The organism is Roseovarius ramblicola (assembly GCF_042430665.1).
Classification (GTDB): domain Bacteria; phylum Pseudomonadota; class Alphaproteobacteria; order Rhodobacterales; family Rhodobacteraceae; genus Roseovarius; species Roseovarius ramblicola.
The window spans coordinates 1-21,609 of record NZ_JBHMEC010000004.1; the positions used below are offsets into that span (position 1 = coordinate 1).

At 69.5% G+C, this 21,609-nt stretch carries 21 protein-coding genes; 6 read left to right on the forward strand and 15 right to left on the reverse strand.

Annotated elements, in window-relative coordinates; genetic code table 11:
• Positions 1 to 203: 203 nt before the first annotated feature.
• Complete coding sequence (locus tag ACFFU4_RS02805; protein ID WP_377066838.1) at positions 204 to 872, reverse strand: hypothetical protein; 669 nt, start codon at positions 870 to 872, stop codon at positions 204 to 206.
• A 130-nt stretch (positions 873 to 1,002) separates the two neighbouring features.
• Here ACFFU4_RS02805 and ACFFU4_RS02810 point away from each other — a divergent pair, with 130 nt between their 5' ends.
• Positions 1,003 to 2,376, forward strand: a complete 1,374-nt coding sequence (locus ACFFU4_RS02810) for a cytochrome P450 (protein ID WP_377066840.1) — start codon at positions 1,003 to 1,005, stop codon at positions 2,374 to 2,376.
• Positions 2,377 to 2,398: 22 nt separating this feature from the next.
• Here ACFFU4_RS02810 and ACFFU4_RS02815 read toward each other — a convergent pair whose 3' ends face one another.
• The 3 genes from ACFFU4_RS02815 to ACFFU4_RS02825 form a co-directional block, all read right to left on the reverse strand.
• On the reverse strand, positions 2,399 to 3,796 hold the full coding sequence (locus tag ACFFU4_RS02815; protein WP_377066842.1) for a helix-turn-helix domain-containing protein: 1,398 nt from the start codon (positions 3,794 to 3,796) through the stop codon (positions 2,399 to 2,401).
• Positions 3,797 to 3,987: 191 nt separating this feature from the next.
• Positions 3,988 to 4,380: a hypothetical protein gene (locus ACFFU4_RS02820; protein ID WP_377066844.1), complete on the reverse strand. Its 393-nt coding sequence runs from the start codon at positions 4,378 to 4,380 to the stop codon at positions 3,988 to 3,990.
• Positions 4,381 to 4,384: 4 nt separating this feature from the next.
• Positions 4,385 to 5,428 (reverse strand): alkane 1-monooxygenase, encoded by a 1,044-nt coding sequence (locus ACFFU4_RS02825; protein WP_377066846.1) that lies wholly within the window; start codon positions 5,426 to 5,428, stop codon positions 4,385 to 4,387.
• Positions 5,429 to 5,627: 199 nt separating this feature from the next.
• On the opposite strand from ACFFU4_RS02825, the gene ACFFU4_RS02830 reads away from it, so the two are divergent.
• The 4 genes from ACFFU4_RS02830 to ACFFU4_RS02845 all read left to right on the forward strand — a co-directional run bounded on the left by ACFFU4_RS02830 (position 5,628) and on the right by ACFFU4_RS02845 (position 10,174).
• On the forward strand, positions 5,628 to 7,313 hold the full coding sequence (locus tag ACFFU4_RS02830) for an NAD(P)H-dependent oxidoreductase subunit E (protein WP_377066848.1): 1,686 nt from the start codon (positions 5,628 to 5,630) through the stop codon (positions 7,311 to 7,313).
• Positions 7,314 to 7,382: 69 nt separating this feature from the next.
• On the forward strand, positions 7,383 to 8,567 hold the full coding sequence (gene ftsY, locus ACFFU4_RS02835; protein WP_377066850.1) for a signal recognition particle-docking protein FtsY: 1,185 nt from the start codon (positions 7,383 to 7,385) through the stop codon (positions 8,565 to 8,567).
• A 79-nt stretch (positions 8,568 to 8,646) separates the two neighbouring features.
• Entirely contained in the window at positions 8,647 to 9,549 is a 903-nt protein-coding gene (locus ACFFU4_RS02840; protein ID WP_377066852.1) for an EamA family transporter, read from the forward strand.
• 16 nt (positions 9,550 to 9,565) lie between these two features.
• Entirely contained in the window at positions 9,566 to 10,174 is a 609-nt protein-coding gene (locus ACFFU4_RS02845; protein WP_377066854.1) for an inner membrane-spanning protein YciB, read from the forward strand.
• 169 nt (positions 10,175 to 10,343) lie between these two features.
• Here ACFFU4_RS02845 and ACFFU4_RS02850 read toward each other — a convergent pair whose 3' ends face one another.
• From ACFFU4_RS02850 to gspD, 4 genes are all read right to left on the reverse strand, one after another.
• Positions 10,344 to 11,609, reverse strand: coding sequence for a glutamate-5-semialdehyde dehydrogenase (locus ACFFU4_RS02850; protein WP_377066856.1), 1,266 nt, complete (start codon positions 11,607 to 11,609; stop codon positions 10,344 to 10,346).
• 67 nt (positions 11,610 to 11,676) lie between these two features.
• Positions 11,677 to 12,888, reverse strand: a complete 1,212-nt coding sequence (locus ACFFU4_RS02855; protein ID WP_377066858.1) for a type II secretion system F family protein — start codon at positions 12,886 to 12,888, stop codon at positions 11,677 to 11,679.
• Positions 12,885 to 14,336: a GspE/PulE family protein gene (locus ACFFU4_RS02860; RefSeq protein ID WP_377066860.1), complete on the reverse strand. Its 1,452-nt coding sequence runs from the start codon at positions 14,334 to 14,336 to the stop codon at positions 12,885 to 12,887. Before ACFFU4_RS02860 ends, ACFFU4_RS02855 begins: the two co-directional genes overlap by 4 nt.
• Positions 14,337 to 14,339: 3 nt before the next feature.
• Complete coding sequence (gene gspD, locus ACFFU4_RS02865) at positions 14,340 to 16,301, reverse strand: type II secretion system secretin GspD (RefSeq protein ID WP_377066862.1); 1,962 nt, start codon at positions 16,299 to 16,301, stop codon at positions 14,340 to 14,342.
• A 242-nt stretch (positions 16,302 to 16,543) separates the two neighbouring features.
• Here gspD and ACFFU4_RS02870 point away from each other — a divergent pair, with 242 nt between their 5' ends.
• The gene (locus ACFFU4_RS02870) at positions 16,544 to 17,062 is read left to right on the forward strand and encodes an outer membrane protein assembly factor BamD (RefSeq protein ID WP_377066864.1); all 519 of its coding nucleotides are present in this window, start codon (positions 16,544 to 16,546) and stop codon (positions 17,060 to 17,062) included.
• 4 nt (positions 17,063 to 17,066) lie between these two features.
• Here the strand turns inward: ACFFU4_RS02870 and ACFFU4_RS02875 are convergent, their stop codons facing one another.
• Genes ACFFU4_RS02875 through gspG form a run of 7 tightly spaced genes read right to left on the reverse strand, consistent with a single transcriptional unit; the run spans position 17,067 to position 21,602 of the window.
• Positions 17,067 to 17,579, reverse strand: a complete 513-nt coding sequence (locus tag ACFFU4_RS02875) for a type II secretion system protein M (RefSeq protein WP_377066866.1) — start codon at positions 17,577 to 17,579, stop codon at positions 17,067 to 17,069.
• Positions 17,576 to 18,775 (reverse strand): type II secretion system protein L, encoded by a 1,200-nt coding sequence (locus tag ACFFU4_RS02880; protein ID WP_377066868.1) that lies wholly within the window; start codon positions 18,773 to 18,775, stop codon positions 17,576 to 17,578. The genes ACFFU4_RS02875 and ACFFU4_RS02880 overlap by 4 nt, the downstream gene beginning before the upstream one ends.
• Entirely contained in the window at positions 18,772 to 19,695 is a 924-nt protein-coding gene (gspK, locus tag ACFFU4_RS02885) for a type II secretion system minor pseudopilin GspK (protein WP_377066870.1), read from the reverse strand. The genes ACFFU4_RS02880 and gspK overlap by 4 nt, the downstream gene beginning before the upstream one ends.
• Positions 19,692 to 20,306, reverse strand: coding sequence for a type II secretion system protein GspJ (locus ACFFU4_RS02890; protein WP_377066872.1), 615 nt, complete (start codon positions 20,304 to 20,306; stop codon positions 19,692 to 19,694). The genes gspK and ACFFU4_RS02890 overlap by 4 nt, the downstream gene beginning before the upstream one ends.
• Complete coding sequence (locus ACFFU4_RS02895) at positions 20,303 to 20,671, reverse strand: prepilin-type N-terminal cleavage/methylation domain-containing protein (RefSeq protein ID WP_377066874.1); 369 nt, start codon at positions 20,669 to 20,671, stop codon at positions 20,303 to 20,305. Before ACFFU4_RS02895 ends, ACFFU4_RS02890 begins: the two co-directional genes overlap by 4 nt.
• Positions 20,668 to 21,150 (reverse strand): prepilin-type N-terminal cleavage/methylation domain-containing protein, encoded by a 483-nt coding sequence (locus ACFFU4_RS02900; RefSeq protein ID WP_377066876.1) that lies wholly within the window; start codon positions 21,148 to 21,150, stop codon positions 20,668 to 20,670. The genes ACFFU4_RS02895 and ACFFU4_RS02900 overlap by 4 nt, the downstream gene beginning before the upstream one ends.
• Positions 21,138 to 21,602, reverse strand: coding sequence for a type II secretion system major pseudopilin GspG (gspG, locus tag ACFFU4_RS02905; protein WP_377066878.1), 465 nt, complete (start codon positions 21,600 to 21,602; stop codon positions 21,138 to 21,140). The genes ACFFU4_RS02900 and gspG overlap by 13 nt, the downstream gene beginning before the upstream one ends.
• Positions 21,603 to 21,609: the final 7 nt, after the last annotated feature.

Below are 21,609 nucleotides of genomic sequence, written 5' to 3' on the forward strand. Positions count from 1 at the left end.
GTCAACGTGACCAACCGTCCCGATGTTCACATGCGGCTTCGAACGGTCAAACTTTTCCTTCGCCATCTCTCTGGGCACCTTGTCAGTTGGGGGGCCGCCGGGCCCGGTTCTTGCTCCGCGCGCCGTTTAGGGGGTTACAGGGGAAAAATCAAGCGGCACATGGGCGTTTTGGCGTGACAGATGCGGCCGGTGCGGCCCCGTGGTCACGCCTCCGGCCCGGCCTCATCATCGCCCGCCGGCACCGCCTCTGCCGCGGGCTCCTCCGCCGCATCGGCGGCAGGCTCCTCCGCGGCTTTTTTAGTCGGCCGTCCCGAAAACAGGCCGATCTTTTCCTTGGCGGGCCGCCCGTCATCCTCGAACCATCCGAGGTTGTCGTTCTGACGGTTGAGCCAGGTCTCGATCAGCTTGGCGGCGTTGCGGCTGAGATGCTCCATCTGCACCTCCTTGCTCTGCGTCAGCCCAGAGCCGATCACCGTCCGGGGCGAGATGGACTCGAGCACGGTGACGAGTTCGGGCTTTTCGTTGAGCTTGCGGCCCGCCGCGTCATCCCACACGGTCACGTTGAGAATCAGCGCCGATTTCGGCGAGGCCACCACCGGCACACCGGGGACCGCGAGCACGTAGCCCTCCACGCTCACCCCGAGGTGATAGAGCTTCGAACCCTCGTAGCGGGTGAAGCGGTCGGTGATCGCCTTTGTCACCGAGTCGATCCACTCCTGCTTGCCCGCCTCGCGCGAGGCCGGCCCCTTCGTCAGGTTCGGGGCCACCACGACATTGTGGCCAAGCCGGAAATTGCCCAGATAAACCGGTTTCTCGTCGAGATCGTTGGCATTGGTGCAGGCGGTGACGGCCAGAAGGCCGATAATGGCCATGAAACGACGCATGTTATGCCCCCGGGGCGTGGTAATTCCAAGATCCATAGCGCAGCCCGGGCCGCAGCGCAACGATTTGCCGCCCGCCCCGCGACGCCCTATATCGCGGATGATAGCCGGAGACCCTTCGATGACCGACGCACCCGCCGAAACAGCCCCGCCGCGCACCCCCGTGCGCGTGCCCCTCGTGACCGAGCCGCTCGGGGTGATGGGTTCGCTGCGCGCGGCGCGCGAGAACGTGCTGTCGATCATCCCCGATATCGCCACAAGGCAGCCGATGGTCTCGGGCCGCACCGGCAAGCGCTGGCACATGGTGACGGACCCGGACGCGATCCGCCGGATGCTGCTGGAAAACCTCGACAATTACCCCAAGTCGCTGGTCACCAAGAACCTGTTGCGCCCCGCCATCGGCGAGTCGCTGTTCATCGCCGAGGGCGCGCATTGGCGCTGGCAGCGGCGCACCGCCGCGCCGGTGTTCTCGCATCGCAACGTGATGAACCTCGCGCCGGTGATGACCGCCGCCGCGCGACGCAGCGCCGACCGCATCGCCGCCGCGGGTCCGCGCGCGGTGGACGTGGCCGCCGACATGGTGCGTACCACCTTCGACGTGATCGCCGATGTCACCTTTTCCGGCGACGGCATGTTCGACGCCGACGGCGTGCATCGCGGCATCGACGCCTATATCGCCGAGGCGGGGCGCGTCTCGCTCTTCGACATCCTCGGGCTGCCCGACTGGGTGCCGCGTCCCGGACGCCTCATGGCCGGGGGCGCGGTCAGGGATATGAAGCGCGTGGCCGACGAGGCGGTCGAGGCGCGCCGCGCGCGCGGCCCCGAGGGCGTGCCCGACCTGCTCGACCTGCTTCTCGACGGCGAGGACCCCGAGACAAAGCGGCGGATGAACACCGCCGAGTTGCGCGACAACCTGCTGACCTTCATCGTCGCGGGCCACGAGACCACGGCCCTCACGCTGGGCTGGTCGCTCTACCTCTGCGCCTTCGACCAGGAGGTGCAGGACCGCGCCCGCGCCGAGGCGCGCGCCGTGCTCTCGGGCGATGCGGCCACCGGCGACGACGTGGCGCGCCTGCCCTTCATCCGGCAGATCATCGACGAGGCGTTGCGCCTCTACCCGCCGGCGGGCATGGTGTCGCGCACGGCGATGGCGGCCGATACGCTCTGCGGGCGCGAGATCAGGCCCGGCGATACGGTCATCCTGCCCATCTACGCCCTGCACCGCCACCACATGCTGTGGGACAATCCCGACGCCTTCCGCCCCGACCGCTTCGCCGACCGCAAGGCGATGCCGCGCTATGCCTACCTGCCGTTCGGCGACGGGCCGCGCATCTGCATCGGGGCCAGTTTCGCGCTTCAGGAGGCGGTGATCATCCTCGCCACGCTGCTCGCCCGGTTCCGCTTCACCCCGGTGCCGGGGCGCGACCCGGACCCGGTGATGATCCTGACGCTGCGCCCGCAGGGCGGCGTCTGGCTGATGGCAGAGGAGGTGTGACGGGGCGGCCGGACCCCCGCCCTCACCCTACCCGGTAGGGCAGCACCCCGCGCTCGTCGGGGGTGACCTGCAAGCGCCGCTCCAGCGGCGGGACCGAGCGCTGATGGCACTCGGTGCGCTCGCAAATGCGGCAGGAAATCCCGATCGGCTCGAAGGCGCGGGCATTGGTCACGTCCAGGTCGTCGGCATAGACCAGATCGCCCGCGTGCTTGATCTCGCACCCAAGCGCGATGGCAAAGCGGCGCACCGGCGCGCCGAAGCTGCCCCCCGGTTTGCTGACATCGCAGGCGAGGCTGATATAGCGCACCCCGTCGGGCGTCTCGGCCAGTTGCCGCAGGAAGCGCCCCGGCGTCTCGAACGCGCGATGCACGTTCCACAACGGGCACGCGCCGCCGAACCGGGCGAATTGCAGCCGCGTCGCCGAATGGCGCTTGGTGATCGTGCCCGCCTGATCGACCCGGACAAAGAAGAACGGGATGCCCTTGGCCCCCGGGCGTTGCAGGGTCGAGAGCCGGTGGCATACCTGCTCGATCGACGCGCCGAAGCGCAGCGCCAGCACCTCCAGATCATGTCGCACGGTCTGCGCCGTGCGCAGGAACGCGCCATAGGGCATGAGCGCGGCCCCGGCGAAGTAATTGGCCAGCCCCATCTTGGCGATAGCCCGCGCGCCGTCGGACTGGAATCGCGCGAAATCGAGCGTCGCCTCCAGCAGGTTGTCCTGCGTGAGCAGCGCCAGTTGCAGCAGAAGCTGAAACCGCCGCGTCTCGGCGGGCACGCGCGCCGACAGCGCCAGCGTGCGGCTCTCGCGGTCGAAATGGCGCAGCGTGGAGGTGTCGGCCTCGGTCACGCCGATGCCCATGTCCCGCAGCCGCGCGCGCGCCAGCGCCTCGATCCCGCCCGGTCCCGCGCCCTCGGCCAGCCGCTCGGCGGCGCGGTCCACCGCGTCGATGTAGTTGTCGCAATAGTGAAAGAAATCGCGCACCTCGTCCCAGGGGCTCGCCGGGCTGCGCGCATCCTCGCGCCCCAGCGCCTCGTCGAGGCTCGCCAGCCGCTCGTGGGTCTGCCGGTAGGCGCGGTGCAATTCGAGAAACGCCCGCGCCAGCGCCGGCGCGTTCGAGGCGGTGAGCCGCAGATCGGCCAAGGGGGGCGGTTCGGCGCCGAACACCGGGTCGGCCAGAGCCTCGCGCATGTCCGACACCAGCCGCTCGGCATCGCCGGTGGACAGCTCGGTCACGTCAAAGCCGAATTCCTGCGCCAGTGCCAGCACCACCGTGGTAGAGACCGGCCGGTTGTTGTTTTCCATCTGGTTGAGATACGGTAGCGAAATCCCCAGTTTCGCGGCGAAATCCTTTTGTGTCAGCGCCAGCCTCTGGCGCGTCTCGCGCAGCTTGGCACCGGCATAGAGTTTGCGCGTCGCCATGTCCCGGCCCTTCCTTCGCAGATTTGCGTCTCACGGAAGATAAGTTTGCAAACCGGTCGGAGCAAGCGCATTACCCAAGGCGAGCACACCTTGCCGCCATGGCTGTGGATAAACCGGGATATATCGAAATTTCAGCAGTGAAGTGGCCTCGACGCCCTGAAACAAGACTGCGTAGGTTGAGGGTTCGAAACTCAGACCCCGATCTTCGGTCCGGGGCATTCCAGCGGTTCGCGCGATTTCCGGACCTCGTAGAGTTCGGTCATCGGCGTTTCGCCCTCGAAACGCGCCACCAACCTCCCGGTTCGGCGCTCGAAGCTCCAGCATTGCGGATCGGGGCGGTTCTCGTAGACAAAGCAGATCAGCGGTCCTTCCGCGTACCAATGCCCCTCCTGACACTCGCCATCGAGAAACGACCACCGCACCCGCTGACCCGGCAGGTATTCCTCGGCTCCGTAAGGGTCTTCGCCCTCGGCACCGTAGTAAAAGGTGTGCCCGCGCGTGTAGGCGTCGAATTCCTCGGCGCTCATCTCGGCGTCGGCAGGACCGGCCAGCAGGGTCGCGATGGCAAGGAAAATCAGGCGCATAGGTTCAGCTTGCCAGATCGCCCGTCACCGCGCCACCGGTTTCGCGCCAGCGCGCGGCGCGCCGGTCCATCATCCGCCGCCAGAGCGGCGGCACCAGCGCCACCACCGCGCAGACCGGCAGCGAATGCGGCAGCACCGGCATCGCCTCGGGCGCAAGCTGCAGGGCAGGAAAGGGCCGCGAGGGTGTGACATGGTGGTCGGAATGGCGCGGCGCGTTCAGCGTCATGGCCGAGGAACACCAGTGCGGCGCGTTCCACGAATGGGCCGGGCCTACCGGCTCGGCGCGCCCGTTTGCAGCCTGTGCGCGGCGCAGGCCGTAATGCTGCACATAGTCCGACAGCAGGATCTGCGCCTGCGCATACCCCGCGATAACACCAAGAGAAACAACGCCTTGCCACGCCCATAGCGCCGCCGCCCCGGCCAGCATCGCCGCCGCCCCGGCAAGGTAGAGCGCGTAGGGATGCCGCCAGATCGCACCCCGATGGCGGCGCGTCTCGGCAGCCAGCCCGGCGCGGAAGGCACCCTGCCAGGCCCGCAGCGCGTAGCGGTAGAATCCTTCGCCGGGGCGCGCGCTGCTCGGGTCGGCAGGCGTGGCGACATGGACGTGATGGACGTGCAGATGCGCGCTCGCGTGATGGCCGAAAAGCAACGAGGTATAGATGAGCCGTCCCAGCCGCCGCTTGGCCCGCCCACTTCGATGGATCAATTCATGCGCCACCGGGTGCGCGATCTGCCCGGCCACCAGCCCCGCCGCCACCGCCAGCAGAACGCGTTCGAGGGTGTCGAGCCCACCTGCCCCGGCCACCCCGCGCAGCGCCAGCGCCAGCACGACGAAATGCCCCGCCCCGAGCGCCACGAGAAATCTGTCGCCGCCCGGAAACTCGGCCTGCGGATCGGCATTGACGATCCCGCGCGCCACGAACCGATCGAGGCAGAACACCAACACCGTGACAGAACCCAACGCCAGCCAGCCCCACGCCCCGCCCCAGAGCGCGGCGAATGCCGTCAGTACCAGCGGCAGGGATGCGGCGAGCGCGAAGAGAAACATGGGCGGCCCCCGGCCTTGCGAATTGCCTTTGTCCGGCACAGATTATCCTGCAAAGCATGGCGCGCCCAAGGCGCAAGCCGCGAAAACATGCGGCATTCGGTGCCGCAAAACGCATCCGGTGCGGCAAATGTCGTTTTTGGTCCCGCCACGACGCGGACATGGCGATATGGCTTCGTCAGCGACGCAGGAGGACAGCGCGATGGCACTCGACGAACGCAAGGGCGTCTGGAAATCCGGCAAGGGCAAGGGCCGGCGTACCCCCAAGGGCCGCCAGCTCGAGGATCAGGCGTGGGACGAGGTGCGTGCGCTGTTGGGCGATGGCCCCCGGCGGCGCGACCTGCTGATCGAATACCTGCACCTGATCCAGGACGAATACGGCCACCTCTCGTCCGCCCACCTGCGCGCGCTGGCCGAGGAAATGCGCATCGCACAGGCCGAGGTGTATGAGGTGGCGACGTTCTATGCCCATTTCGACGTGGTGAAGGAAGGCGAGACGCCGCCCCCCGCGCTGACCATCCGGGTCTGCGATTCGCTGAGTTGCGAGCTGGCCGGGGCGCAGGCGCTCAAGGCGGCGCTCGAAGACGGGCTCGACCCGGCGCAGGTGCGCGTGCTGCGCGCGCCCTGCATGGGCCGCTGCGACACCGCGCCGGTGCTGGAACTGGGCCACAACCATATCGATCACGCCACGCCGGAGAAGGTGCAGGCCGCGATCGTCGCCGGTGATACCCACGCCCATGTCCCGCAATATCAAACGTTTGCCGACTATACGTCAGGCGGCGGCTATGCCACCTTGCGGGCCCTGCGCCGCGAGGGCGATTTCGAGACCGTGCAGCAGACGCTGCTCGACGCCGGTCTTCGCGGGCTGGGCGGTGCGGGCTTCCCATCGGGAAAAAAATGGGGGTTCGTGCGCGCCGAGAAAGGGCCGCGCTACCTCGCCGTCAACGGCGACGAAGGCGAGCCCGGGACCTTCAAGGATCGCTTTTACCTCGAGCGGGAACCCCATGTTTTTCTTGAAGGAATGCTGATCGCAGCCTGGGCGGTAGAGGCCGAGCGTTGCTTTATCTACATGCGCGACGAATACCCCGCCGTTCTGGAGATTTTGCGTCGCGAAATCAAGGCGCTGGAAGACGAAGCTCTGATCGCGCCCGGCTATGTCGAGCTGCGCCGGGGTGCGGGTGCCTATATCTGCGGCGAGGAATCGGCGATGATCGAATCGATCGAGGGCAAGCGCGGCCTGCCGCGCCACCGCCCGCCCTTCGTCGCACAGGTGGGCGTCTACAACCGCCCCACGCTGGTCAACAACGTGGAAACGCTGCATTGGGTGACGCGCGTGCTGCGCGAGGGTGGCGAGATCCTGTCGGGCGTCGAAAAGAACGGTCGCAAGGGCCTGCGCTCCTACTCCGTCTCGGGGCGGGTGAAGACCCCCGGCGTGCACCTGCTGCCGGCAGGCTCGACCATCACCGACATCATCGAGGCGGCGGGCGGGATGCTCGACGGCCACACGCTCAAGGCGTATCAGCCAGGCGGGCCGTCCTCGGGCCTGCTGCCCGCGTCGATGGACGATATCCCGCTCGATTTCGACACGCTGCAACCGCACGGCACGTTCATCGGCTCGGCGGCGGTGGTGGTGCTGTCGGACCACGACCGCGCGCGGGACGCGGCGCTCAACATGCTGCGTTTCTTCGAGGATGAAAGCTGCGGGCAGTGCACGCCCTGCCGGGTGGGCTGCGAGAAGGCGGTCAAGCTCATGCAGGCCGACCGCTGGGATCAGCCGCTGCTGGAAGAGCTGTGCACGGCCATGGCCGACGCCTCGATCTGCGGCCTGGGACAGGCGGCACCCAATCCGATCCGCCTTGCCATGCGGCATTTCCCCGAGGAAATCTGAGGGCTGCGCGGGCTTCCATCCGCCGCCGATCCGCAGTAGGGATCGGGGCATCGGCGGCATGGAGGGCGCATGGCGTTTTTCTCGAAGCTCAAGGAACGGCTGTTCAAATCCTCGTCGAAGCTCGACGAGGGGCTCGACGCGATCGTGCAGGAGGGCGGCGACCCACCCGACCCGGAACCGCACCCCGACCCGGAACCGCGCCCCGAGCCGCCCATCATCCCGCCGCAACCCGACGAGACCCCGCCGCCCGCGCCGCGAGAGGCCCCGGTCGAGCGCCCCGAGGAGGTGCCGCCGCCGCCCTCCGAAGCCACGGCCACGCCCGCGCCGCTGGAAATCCCCATGGACCCGGCACCGGAAGCCCCGCGCGCCGGGTTTCTCGGACGGCTGTTTGGCCGAGGCGACGCGCGCGGTGCCCCGCGCCGGGTGCTTGACGATGACATGCTCGAAAGCCTCGAGGATCTGCTGATCACCGCCGACATGGGCGTCGACACCGCCGCCCGCGTCACCGCCAACATGGCCGAGGGGCGGATGGGGCAGCGGCTCTCGTCGCACGAGATCAAGTCGATCCTCGCGCAGGAGATCGCCCGCGTCATGGAACCCGTGGCGCGGCCCATGCCGCTCTACTCAAAACGCCCGCAGGTGGTGCTGGTGGTGGGTGTCAACGGCTCGGGCAAGACCACGACCATCGGCAAGCTCGCCAGCCAGTTCAAGGCGGCTGGAAAATCGGTGGTGATCGCGGCGGGCGACACGTTCCGCGCGGCCGCTGTCGAGCAGTTGCAGGTCTGGGGCGATCGCGCGGGCGTGCCGGTGATGACCGCGCCCGAGGGCTCGGACCCGGCGAGCCTCGCCTTCGATGCCATGATCCGTGCCGAGGCCGATGGCGCGGACCTGCTGATGATCGACACGGCAGGGCGATTGCAGAACCGCGCCGACCTGATGGAGGAGCTGGCCAAGATCGTCCGCGTGATCCGCAAGAAGGACCCGGACGCGCCTCACAACACACTGTTGGTTCTCGACGCCACGACGGGGCAGAACGCCCTGAGCCAGGTGGATATTTTCCTCAAACTCGCCGATGTCTCGGGGCTGGTGATGACCAAGCTCGACGGCACCGCCCGTGGCGGCGTGCTGGTGGCGTTGGCGGACAGGTTCGGCCTGCCCATCCATGCCATCGGCGTGGGCGAGCAGATCGACGATCTCGCCCCGTTCGACCCCGAGGAATTCGCCGCCGCCCTCACCGGTCTCGACAGCGAATGAACCGCCTGCGGGTTTCTACCTGGCGGAAATACTCCGGGGGGGTTGGCGGGCAGGCGCCCCAAGTGACGGCCCCCGCCGCATGAGCGCCTGGCTGATCTCTCTCGAAGGCACCGAGGCCGGCAGCCTGCTGGCCACCGCGCTGGCGGTGATGGCGGCGTTTCTGCACGCGGTGTTCGGCGCGCTGCAAAAGGGGCGGCACGATCCGTGGCTGAGCCGCGGCGCGATCGACGCCTCCTATTCGGCGATGGCCGCCCCCTTCGCGCTCTTCGTGGTGCCCTGGCCCGGGGCGCATATGTGGCCGATCTTCGCGGGCGCGGTGGTGATCCATGTCGGCTACAAGGTGTTGCAGGCGATGGCCTATTCGCGCGGCGCCTACACGGTGGTCTACCCGGTGGTGCGCGGCACCGGGCCGCTCTTTGCCGTGATCGGCGCGTGGCTGCTCTTTGGCGAGCGGTTCACGCCCGTGCAATGGCTGGGCGTGGCGGTACTGCTGACGGGTATCTACGGGCTGGCGATCTACAACCTGCGCTTCTACCCGTTGCAGCGCGACACGCGGCACATGGCGTTGGGGTTGGCGGTGGCGACGGGCCTTTTCGTGGCGCTCTACACCACCTATGACGCTTATGGCATCCGCGCCGCCGCCGATCCCTTTACCTTTCTCGCGTGGTTCTTCTTTCTCGACGGGCTGTCGATCCTGCCGATTGCGTGGGCCCGCTGGCGCGCGATGCCGGTGCGGCCCGCGCCCGGGCCGCTCGCCGTGCGGGGGGTGACGGGCGGCCTTGTCGCCTTTCTGTCTTTCGGCTCCATCATGCTCGCCACGCGGCTCGACAAGGTCGGCGAGGCGGCCGTGCTGCGCGAGACCTCGACAGTCTTTGCCGCACTGATCGGCTGGCTGGTGCTCAAGGAGACGGTGGGGCCGCGGCGGATCGCGCTGATGGGGTTGATCGCGGCGGGGGCGGTGATAGTTGAGTTCGGTGGCTGATGAAAAGGACAGGACGATGACCGAGACCCCGACGCCCCGATGGGCGAAACCGGCGCTGGAATTCGGCCCCGTCCTCGCGTTCTTCGTGGCCTATCTCTGGCTCAAGGACCGCAGTTTCGAGGTCGGCGGGCGCGAGTACGAGGGCTTTATCGTCGTTACCGCCGGGTTCATCCCGGTGTTCCTGCTGTCGATGGCGGCGCTGTGGCGGCTCACCGGGCATTTGAGCCGCATGCAGGCGATGACGGCGGTGCTGATCGTGGTGTTCGGCGGGCTGTCGGTGTGGTTCAACGATCCGCGCTTCTTCAAGATGAAGCCGACGATGATCTACCTGCTGTTCGGCGGCGTGCTGGGGGTCGGCCTTTTGCGGGGGCGGTCGTGGCTGCAGGTGGTGATGGACGGGATGATGCCGCTCTCCGACGCGGGATGGATGATCCTCACGCGGCGGCTGATGTTGTTCTTCTTCGGCCTCGCCGTGCTCAACGAGGCGATCTGGCGCACGCAGAGCGAGGAAATCTGGGTCTATTTCAAGACCTTCGGCCTGACGGCGGCGATCTTCGTATTCTTCATGACGCAGGGGCGGCTGTTTCAGGAGCATGGCCTGCCGGGTAAGGATGAAGAGGGCTGAGCGGCGCTTGGGCGCGAGGCGCGGGGGGCATGGGGCGGTTATGCGACACCGCGTCCTTTGGTTTCTCGTGGGAGGTCGGATGCAAGAAAGTTCAAAACTTTCTTGAGCGGAATTTTTTCAAAATTCCGTCCCTCGACGGCAGCAGCGGCCCAAAGGCAAACCCGACACCTTACCCCCGCACCGCACCATCCCCCGTCACGAGATACTTGAAGCTGGTGAGTTGCTCGGCCCCCACCGGCCCGCGGGCGTGCATCTTGCCGGTGGCGATACCGATTTCCGCCCCCATGCCGAATTCGCCCCCGTCGGCGAATTGCGTCGAGGCGTTGCGCATCAGGATCGCGCTGTCGAGCCGGGCAAAGAAGCGGTCGGCCGCGGCATCGTCCTCGGTGATGATGCAGTCGGTGTGCCCCGACCCGTAGCGGCGGATATGGGCGATGGCGGCGTCGAGATCGTCCACCACCCGCGCGGCGATGATGCTGTCGAGGTATTCGCGGCCCCAATCCTCGTCGCCAGCGGGCACCACGCCGGGGATGGATTGCAGGGCCGCGTCGCCGCGCACCTCCACGCCCGCGTCGATGAGCGCGCGGACCACCCCCTGCCCGATGGTATCGGCCACATCGCGATGGATGAGCAGGCACTCGGCAGCCCCGCAAATCCCGGTGCGCCGCGTCTTGGCGTCGAGCACGACCTTGAGCGCCTTCGCCGGGTCGGCGCCCGCGTCGAGATAGACGTGCACGATGCCTTCGAGATGCGCAAAGACCGGCACCCGTGCCTCGCGCTGCACCAGCCCCACGAGGCTCTTGCCGCCGCGCGGCACGATCACGTCGATCGTGTCGGTCATGGTCAGCATCGCCTTCACCGCCGCGCGGTCGGTGACCGGAACGCGCTGGATGGCATCCTCGGGCAGTCCGGCGGATGTCAGCCCCTCGACAAGGCAGGCATGGATCGCGCCGGAGGAATGAAAGCTCTCGGACCCGCCGCGCAGGATCACCGCGTTACCAGATTTGAGGCACAGCGCGCCCGCGTCGGCGGTGACGTTGGGACGGCTCTCGTAGATCACGCCGATGACGCCCAGCGGCGTGCGCACGCGCCGGATATGCAGGCCCGAGGGCCGATCCCACTCGGCGATGGTCGCGCCCACCGGATCGTCCTGCGCCGCCACGGCGCGCAGCCCCTCGGTGATGCCCTCGATGCGCCCCTCGTCGAGCACGAGCCGGTCCATCATCGCCGGGCTCAGCTCCTTGTCGCGCGCTGCCGCGAGGTCGCGCGCGTTGGCGTCGAGTATCTCGCCGCGACGGCGCCAGACGGCATCTGCCGCGGCCTCGAGCGCGGCGCGCTTGGCCGCGGGGCTGGCGGTGGCGAGCTCCGAGGCGGCGGCGCGGGCACGCACGCCGATCTCGGCCATGAGGGCGGGAATGTCGTCGGTGTCCTTCATCGGGGCTGCCTTCCGTCGCCGTATCGCGCGGACTATAGGGGCCACGCCCGCGCCCCGCAACGGCGCGTCAGCCAACGGTCGCCTGCAGATCGAAGATCGGCAACAGGATCGCCAGCACGATCACCAGAACCATCGTGCCCACCACCAGCATCAGGAGCGGGTCGATGAGCGCCGCGACCCGCTTGCGTTCGTTCGCAAGCCAGGATTCCACCAGCACCGCCGCGCGCTCGGTCATCCGCCCCAGCCGCGCCGATTGTTCGCCCGCCGCGATGAGCTGTCGGCAGACCGGCGGCACGAGGTGCATCCGCGCCAGCCCCTGGCTGAGGCTCTCACCACGACGCACGGCATCGGCAAGGTCTTGTGCCTCGTCGCGAAACCGACGGACCACCAAAACTTCGGAGGCCGACGAGACCGCGTCCACCACCGCCTGCCGACTGGAGATGACGAGCGCCAGCGTGCGCAGGTATTGCGCAGCCGCCGAGAGCCGCATCAGCCGCCCCACCACCGGCAGGCGCAGCGCGATCCCGTGCCAGCGGTCGCGGATCGCGGGCACGCGCAGGGCAAAGACGGTGCCGAGGATGAGGCCCACGGCACCGAGCCCGAGGGCAACCGCATTGGCCTGAACGAAGTCACTGATTCCCATGACGGTCTGCGTAAGCGGCGGCAGGGGGCGGCCGGTGACGGCGAACATGGCGGCGATCTCGGGGGCGACGTTGACCATCAGGATACCCGCCACCAGCAGCGAGACGGCGGCCACGAAGGCGGGGTAGATGAGCGCCGTGGCCAGTTGCGCGCGGTCCGCGCCCGCGCTTTCGAGGTAATCGGCCAGTTGATCGAACACGGCGGCCAGATCGCCCGAGCCCTCGCCCGCGCGCACCGCCGCGATGTAGAAGCGCGGAAAGCCCGCCCCCGCCATGTCGAGCGCAACCGAGAGCGGCTGGCCGTCCATCAGCGCCGCCTTGGCCTGGGCCGCCGCGGCCTCGATCACGGGCGCGGTTCCCGAGGCGCGGACCGTCTCGAGCGCCGATTCGGCGGTCAGGTCGGAGGCGAGCAGCACCGCCATCTGCCGGGTGAAAACCGCGCGCATGTCAGCAGAAAGCCGCGTGCGGCGGCTGAATGCGCCGCGCCGGGGCCCGGCGCGCCCCTTGGCGGTGATCGCCTCGGCAAAGAGCCCCTGCCCGCGCAGGATCTCGGCGGCCTGCGCCTCGCTCTCGGCCACCAGCGTGCCGCGCTTGCGCGCGCCCGTCGCGGTGAATGCGGTATAGGCAAACGCCCTCACAGCGCGTCGCCCACCACGCGCAGCGCCTCGGCGAGGCTGGTGCGCCCCTGCGCCACCTGGTAGAGCGCCTGACCGAACAGCGTCTCTTCGGGCGGCAGGGCGAGCGGCCTCATCCCGGTCTCGGATTGTCCCGCGTCGATCGCCGCGCGCAGCGCGTCCGAGACCTCGAGGATCTCGAAGATACCGACCCGCCCGGCATAGCCCGTGCCGTTGCAGGCGTCGCAGCCGCGTGCGGCGTGATGCGCCGACGGTGCCTCCAGCCCCGCCGCCTCGAAATGGCGTGCGTCGGCGGAATCGAGCGGCTGCGCCTCGCAGCACTCCGCGCAGAGACGCCGCAGCAGGCGCTGCGCGATCACCCCCCGCAGCGTCGCGGCGATGAGGAAATCGTCGAGCCCGAGATCGCGCAGCCGCACCACCGCCCCGACCGAGCCGTTGGCGTGCAGCGACGAGAACACCAGGTGCCCGGTCAGCGATGCCTGCGCCGCGATGCTCGCCGTCTCGCCGTCGCGGATCTCGCCCACGAGGATGATATCGGGGTCCTGCCGCAGCGCCGCGCGCAGCCCGGCGGCAAAGGTCATGCCGATCTCGGAATTGATCTGGGTCTGGCTGATGCCGGGCAGGTCGTATTCGATCGGGTCTTCGGCGGTGAGGATGTTGCGCACCTCGTCATTGGCCAGTTGCAGCAGCGAGTAGAGAGTTGTCGTCTTGCCCGAACCTGTCGGCCCGGTGGCGAGGATGATGCCGTTGGGGCGGTCGGTGAGACGCTTGAGCGTGGCCTCCTGATCGGCGCGCAGGCCAAGCTGTTCGAGCGGCATGAGCCCCGCCGAACGGTCCAGCAGGCGCATCACCACCCGCTCGCCGTAATTGCCCGGCAGGGTGGACACGCGCACGTCGATGGCCCGCCCACCGAGGCGCAGCGCGATATGGCCGTCCTGCGGCAGCCGCGTCTCGGCGATGTCGAGCCCGGCCATCACCTTGAGCCGCGAGATCACCCGGCGCACCGGCACGTCGCCCCGGTCGAGCACGGTCTGGAGCATGCCGTCCACCCGCATCCGCGCGCGCAGGCCCGCCTCGTGCGGCTCGACATGCAGGTCCGAGGCGCTGGCGCGCACCGCGCGGCGCAGAAGCTGGTTGACGAGCTGGATCACCGGGGCCTCTTCATCGGCCTCCAGAAGGTCGCGGGGCCCCTGCCCGCCGGCCCCTTCCTCCAGATCAAAGGCAAGGCCGTCGTCGCCCGCGTCCTGGTCTCCGTCATCGCGGTAGAGCGCGGCGAGCCGCGCCTCGAATTCGCCCGCCGCAAGCCGTTCGAGCACGAGCGGCACGCCCGCCCGACGGCGCGCCTCGCGCAGACCGAGCGCCGCCGCGCCGGGCCCGGCCAGAAGCCGTCCGCCCTCGATCAGCACCTGCATGTCGCGGGCAAGCGCAAAGGGCAGCACCGGCGCGGGCATGATTCAGCGATCCGCGAAGGTCAGCCGCGAGGGCAAGGGGGGCAGCCGCCGCGCCCGTGCCGCCGGGTCGATGAAGCCGGCATCGAAGGGCTGATCGAGATCGGCCCCGTCAAAGGGAAACGCCTGATCGGGCTGTTGCGGCCAGATGCCATCGTCGGCGGGCGCGATATAGGCACTGGCGCGCTTGGCCGCACGGGCGATACGGCGCGTCTCACGCCGCGCCTCATCGTCGGAAGACAGGATGCGCGGGCGCAACATCACCAGCAGGATACGCTGATTGCGCGACGTCGAACGGCCCTTGAACAACCGCCCCAACAGTGGCAGTTCGCTCAGCCCCGGCACCCGCTGGTTGACCGCCCCCGAGCCGTTTTCGAGCAGCCCGCCCAGCATGATGACATGGCCGTCGCGAACCAGCACGTTGGTGGTCAGCTCCCGCTTGGCGGTGATCTCGCTGCCCGCGGCAGAGGCGGAATTGGTCAGGTTCGACACCTCCTGCCGCAGGTCGAGCCGCACCGTGTTGTCGCGCGTGATCTGCGGCGTGACGGTGAGGGTAAGGCCCACATCCTGCCGCTGGATGGTCTGGAATGGCTGTTCGGGCACCGCGCTGTCGCCCACGGTGGCAAAGCTGCCGGTGACGAAGGGCACGTTCTGCGCCACCACGATCTGCGCCTCGCGGTTGTTGAGCGTCAGGATCGAGGGCGTGGACAGGAGCCGCGTGGAATTTTTCGATGCCAGCGCCGCGAGGAACCCGCCGATACCGTTGGAGCGGTCGAAGGCCGCGAGGCTGCCGCCGGTGCCGCCACCGGTGGGCTGCCCGCCGCTCAGAACGGTCGTGACAAGGCTGGTGAGCGTGGGACGCCCCTGGATCGCGAACTCGACGCCGCCCACGGTCGCATCCTCGATGACACCGCCGAACTGAAACGACAGGTCCGAGAAATTATCGACCGACAACTCGAAGATCACCGCCTCGATGAGCACCTGGTCCGGGCGCTGGTCGAGCCCGCGCACGGCCGAGACGATGGTCTCGATCCGGTCGGCGGGCGCGGTGATGACGAGCGCGTTCTGCGAGGTCTCGGCCACCACCGAAATGCCGTTCGCGGTGGACGCGGCGGCGGCGCCTTCGCCCTGCGTCGTCGTGCCGGCGCGCGCGCCGCCAAAGCTCTGGCGGATCACCTCGGCCATGTCCTCCGCCCCGGCATAGTTGAGCCGCACCACCTCTGTGGCAAAGCTGCGCTGCGGGCGGTCGAGCTGCGCCACCACGTTGCGCACCCGGTCGCGGAATTCGGGCGTGCCCGACACGATCAGCGCGTTGGAGCGCGGATCGGCCGACAGGCTCGCTCCCGGCGGCGTGATCGACAGCGCGTTGATCACGCCCAGCATCTCGGCGGCCTTGCCGTTGCGCAGCGGGATGGTCTCGATGGCGCTTCGGGTGGGGCTGTCGAGCCGGTCCACGAGCCGGGCGATCCGCTCGAAGTTCTCGCGCCGGTCGGACAGGATCAGCAGCCCCGCCTCGGGCACGACCGACAACACCGCCTCGCCCGGCAGGAGCGGGCGGACAACCTCGGCGATCTCCTGCGCCGGTGCGTTGTCAAGGGCGATCACCCGGGTCTCGAAATCGCCGCCGCGGCGATCGCGATCGGCACCGGGGGCAAGCTCTCGCGCCACGTCGATGGGCACGATGCGGTCGGTCTCGTCACCCTCGATGATGGTCAGGCGGTTGAGCTCGAGCACGTTGAGGAAAATCTCGTAGATGGCACCGGGCGACACCTCGTTGGGGGCCACCACGGTGACGCTGCCCTGCACCCGGTCGTCGAGGATGAAATTGCGCCCGGTGGATTGCGCCACGATCTGCACGAAATCGCGCAGGCTCGCGTCGCGCAGGTCGAGCGATACCTGCGCCATGGCCGATTGCGGGAGGGCTGCACAGAGCACCAGGAGCAAAGCCGAAAGTCTCAGAAAACGCATCATCAATTCAGTCTTCAGGGCCACATCGCGGCAAAATGGATCACGGGCGGCACGGCATCCGTCGCCTGTGCCGACCTGTCGGAAAGCCTAGCGCATTTGTCCTTTCCTGACCATCGCCAAGACGCCACCCGCCGGGAGGAAGAGAGATGGCGTCTTTTTCAGGTCGGACCTGTCTTTTGCATGGCCATGCCGCGCAATGGCATGGTATCCAGCATGCCAAGTTCCGTATCGGCAAAAGCATTATGATCAAGCGACTTGCGACGAATTTCCTGATTCTCACCGCCGTCACCGTCGGGCTTTCCGCGTGCGAAGCCGGGGCGATCAGCGACGGGGCAAGCTTTCAGCGAAAGTATTCCGGCGCGCGCAAGGCGCTGGAAGAGGGCAATTACGATCTCGCCGCACGCAACTACGCCGCGCTCATCCCCTCTGCGGGCCCGCTCGCCCCGCGTCTGCGGCTGGAATATGCCCATGCGCTGCTGCGCGCCGGGCGCAACGACGAGGCCGCGCAGGTGGCCGGCGATCTCGCTTCGGGGCTGGAAGGCGGCGACCGCGCCGCGGCGCTCGCCGTCGCGGGCACCGCCCTGCACGAAAGCGCGCTGGCGGACATGCAGGCGGGCCGCTCCGGGACCGAGGTCAGCGACAGGCTGCGCCGCGCCGACGCGGCGCTCGCGGAGATGCTGTCGCTCGATGCCTCGCTCGACCCATTGGGCGCGATGCAGAGCCGCCGGGCCGAGATCGCCCGCAGCCTCGGGCAGGGCTGAGCACTCAGCGCTCCGCTGGCACCAGCCGCAGATCGGCGGCCACCACGTCCTCGCGCGCGCCGCGTTCGAAGGTGAACCCGTCGAGGTCGTAGCCCCACGCGCCCGATTGCGCCGAGAGCCACGCCGCCAGCCGGGAGAAGCGCACCGCGTCGAATCGCAGGGTGATCCCGCCATCGGCGGTATTGGCGAGTTCGGTCACCCCGGCACGCAGCCCCGCGTCGCGCAGCGCCGCTTCGATCCCGCTCATCCCCACGGGCGCGGCGGTGCGGTCCTCCCCGCCCCCCGCTGCGCGCATCAGTCGGGCATGTTCCACCGCCTGTTCGGCCACCCACAATTCGGTGGCGCGCGTCTCGGCCAAGGCGGCACGCGCCTGCGCCTGCCGCTCGATCAGCGGCACGGCAACACCCTGCCAGAGGCCCAGCGGCAGCGCCCCCAGAACCAACGCCGCCAGTAGCCAGCGTTCGCGGCGGCTGCGCTCCATCAGGAGCGCGGCGAGCCTGTCCCACAGCGCGCTCATTGCCCTGCCTCCGCGCGCGTCGCGGCCAACGCCAGCACCGCCTCGACACCGCGCCCCTCGCGTGCCACCGAGCGAGCGACGCGCGCCTCGGTCCCGGCGGCGGCGAGATCGCCCACCAGCGCGTCGAGCGCCGCGAAGTCGCCGATCTCGAGGTCGATCACCAGCCCCAGACCGGGCTGAAAGCTGGCGCGCGTGACCCTTGGCTCGTGCTTGGCCAGCACCTCTCCGGCCGCACGCAGCACATCAAGCGGGCGGGATCGCGTGCGCGCCGCCTCCGCTTCGGCGCGGGCGCGCGCCAGCGCCGCCCCGGCCTGCGCGCGGATATCGAGGACAGGACCCGACGGCACCAGCCCGGCGCGCAGCATGTCCTCGGTATTGGCGCGATAGCTTCGGTCCAGATCGCGCAGCCGGTCGGTCTCGATCTGCACCGACGCCGCCCAGAAGCCGAAGCCGCCCAGCGCCAGAACCAGCGCGGCGGCGATCCGGCGCAGGCCCGTGCGCATCGCGGCGCGCTGCGCCTCGGGGTCGCGGGCAAGATCCAGCGCCAGTTCGCCATGGGCGAACCGGACGGGCGGCGCGATCCCTTCGGCAGCCAGCGCGTCATCCCCGTCACAGACCGGCACATCAAGCGTGACGAGCCAGTCGTCGAGCGGCGCGTCGGGCGCGCCGCGCCGCAGGATCGCGCCGGGGGGGGCCGTCCCGGCAGCCTCCTCCAGCAGCGCGCGCGCGAGGTCAGGCTCGGCGGAAAAGCCGTCCCTGACGCCGATCCGGGCGCGCACCATGCCCGCCGCACCGGTCTCGATCACCCACAGGTCAGGCGCGGCGGGCAGCGCCAGATAATCGGGCAGCACCGCGCGGCAGCGTCGCCCCGCCTCGGCCACACGCGCCGCCCAGTCCACGCGCCGCGTCCCGTCGCAGACCAGCATCCGCGCCCATGCCTCGCGTCCCGGGCCCAGCCGGGCGGGCCGCGTGTCAAGCCCGGCGGCACAACCCGCATCGCGCAATTGCCGCCGCGCCACGCGCTCTCGCGCGATCCCTTTCAGGCCCGGCGGCAGGTCGAGAGGCAACAGCGGCGCATCTTCCCCCGGCACGGTGGCCACGAAGGCACCATCGGGCAGCGGCGCGGCTTCGCCGATCGCATGGATCGCAAGCGATGACGCGGCGGGCGCGGAGCGGCGGCGAGAGAGCGCGGTCATGGCAGAAACATCCGGCGGTGGGCGATCAGCGCCGCGCCATCCTCGGGCGAACGCTCGATGGTCAGGATGCGCCTGTAGGCGCGCCCGTCAAGATGCAGCACGAATCTCGCCTCGAACCATCTCGTGGAGACATCGAAGCCCCCATCCGGCACCTGCGCCCGCGCGATCACCCTCGGGTGGATGAGCCGCCGGGCGCGCGTTTCGAAATCGGCGGTACCGGCAAAGGGTGCGGTGCGGCGTTCGGCCACCAGCCGGTCGATGTCGGCGGGGCTGGCCGCGGGCAGAACCGCGGCCAGAACCTCCGGCAAGGCGGTGTTGACATTGAGCGGTGTCCCCGGCGGCAGGGCGGCAATGTAGGGAACAAGCCGGGCGTAATACGCCGCGGTCATGCCCCGCACGAGGCGCAGCGCCTCGACCCGCTCCGCCGCGCCGCCGGGGACCCTCACCGGCACCGCGCGGGCGGCGTAATCGGCGGGGCGAACTGGCCCGCGCGGCTGCACGAAACCCGCGATCTCGGCCCCGAGCGACACCGGCAGGTCCAGCCGCCGCAACAGCCGCTCGAAGGCGCGGGCAGCCCCCGTGTCCGAGGCATTGGCGAGGCTGTTGACGTTGAACCGGCCCTGCAGATCTGACAGCCGCGCCACGAGGCGGCCCCGGTCGATATCGGCATCGAGCGGGGCCCGCGCCCAGGGCTCGGCGAGATGGTCCAGGTCCGGCGCGCGCAGCCAGTCCGCCCGCAAAACCGGATCGACCAGCAACAGCCCCGCGTCGAGATGCAGCGCCGCCTGCTGGCTGCCCGCAACATGCGCCATGCGGTCATGGCTGCGCCCGGCCTCGATCATCAGCCCGGCCGCGAGTGTCGCGATCGCGGCCACCATGACCAGCGCGTTGAGAAGCGCGATACCCCGGTCCCGCCTCATGGCAGCGCCACCAGAACGCGCAATGCCCCGTAACGCCCGGACTCCACGATGACTTCGACCGCGCGCGGCAGACCGGGACGTGCCACCCCGGCGTCCTGCCCCCAGCCACCGATCCAGCCCGCCTCGGGGCCCGCATAGGCGCGCAGCCGCAGGCCCGCCACGTCCTCGAAGATCACCGTTTCGGGGGCACGGGCCGCATCCGTCGCGGGGCGCAGCACCGGCCATGCCGTGCGCAGCAGCCGCTCGCCGCGCCGGTCATGGCGCCAGATCACGCGCTCCGTCCCGGCGGCCTGCTGATCGGGCAGGACGGCGCGCGCCTCGGTGCTGAGCGCAAACCGCCCCTCTTCGGCGCTGAGGTCAAGCAGCGGCGGCTCGGACTCAAGCGCCTCGGGCGGCCAGAACGCCAGGTCCGCCGCCGCCTTGAGATCGGCCCGAAGGAGCACCAGCCCGCGCGACAGCGCCGCCGCGTCGCCGGCCGCACCGGCGGTACGGTCGCGCGCGCGCATCATCCCGCTCAGCGTCTGCAACCCCATGATTGCCACCAGCGAAAAAATCGCCAGCGCCGCGACCAGCTCGACCAAGGTGAGGCCGCGTGTACCCGCCCCGGTCATGGCGTCACCCGGCGCGGCGCTATCACCGCGATCCGCGCCCCCGGCCCCGCCTCGGCCCGCGCGCCGATGGTGGCCAGCACATGGCCCGCGCGCGTCGGTTCTTCGGTCACATCGAGCCGCCACAACGTTGTGCCATAGCGTACCTCGCGCGGCAGCCCACCCGCCGCGCGCGCGCCGTAGAGGCGGTATTCCTCGGCCCGGTTGAGCGCCACCTGAAGCGCCAGCACCCGCGCCGTCTCGCCACCCAGTGCGCGGGTGGCGTGCTCGGTGCTGCGCAGCGCCGCGATCGTCGCCATCGCCAGCACCAGTACCGCCACCACCAGTTCCAGCAGCGTGATGCCGCGGGTTGCGTCCCGGTCGCTCATCGCGTCGTGCAGTCGAGACCGGCGAGCCCCCGCGACCGACAGGCGGTGACGGTGTCGTCGGTGACGAAAACCACCTCGAACGGCGTCACCTCGCCATCGGACAGGAACACGATATCGGGTTGCGGCGGCCGGGTATCGGGCGGGGCGGGCAGGATCGGGCCGCGTGTACCCTCGAACCGCGCCTCGGCGCGGACCGACTGTACCGCGCCCGAGACCCGCCACCCCGGCGCATCCCCCTCGGCCGGCAACAACACCTGCCAGCCCCCGGGCACGAGACGCAGGCCGCGCATCTCCTGCCCCAGCAGGGCGGCGTCGCGCAGCGCGTCATAGGTGGCGGCGAGGCGCGGCGCATCCGCCGTGCCGCCCCGCGCTCCGATCGCCAGGCTCGCCCCCACCGAGAGGGTGGCGATGATCGCCACCACCACCACCATTTCCAGCAGCGAGAACCCGCTGTCGCGGTGTGGCCTCAACTCTCCCATGACCCGATATCCGCGTCGAGCCCGGTGCCCCCGGAGACCCCGTCCGCGCCCAGCGTGAAGATGTCGACCTCGCCATGCACGCCGGGCGACAGGTATTGGTACTCGTTGCCCCACGGGTCCGTGGGCAGCCGGTCGATATAGCCGCCCTGCGCGTAATTGCCGGGGACCGGCTCGGAACTCGGCGCATCGACCAGCGCGGCGAGCCCCTGCTCGGTGGTGGGGTAGCGGAAATTGTCGAGCTTGTAGAGCTTGAGCGCCCCCGAAAGCGCCGAGATGTCGGCCTGAGCGCGCGCCACGCGGGCCTGATCGGGCCGGTCGATGATACGCGGCATCACCACCAGCGCGAGGATCGACATGATAACCACGACGACCATCAGCTCCAGCAAGGAGAAGCCGGCGTCGCCGCGCCGCGCCCGATTTGGATCGGCGGGAATTGAGCTATTGATTTTCATGGTAAAT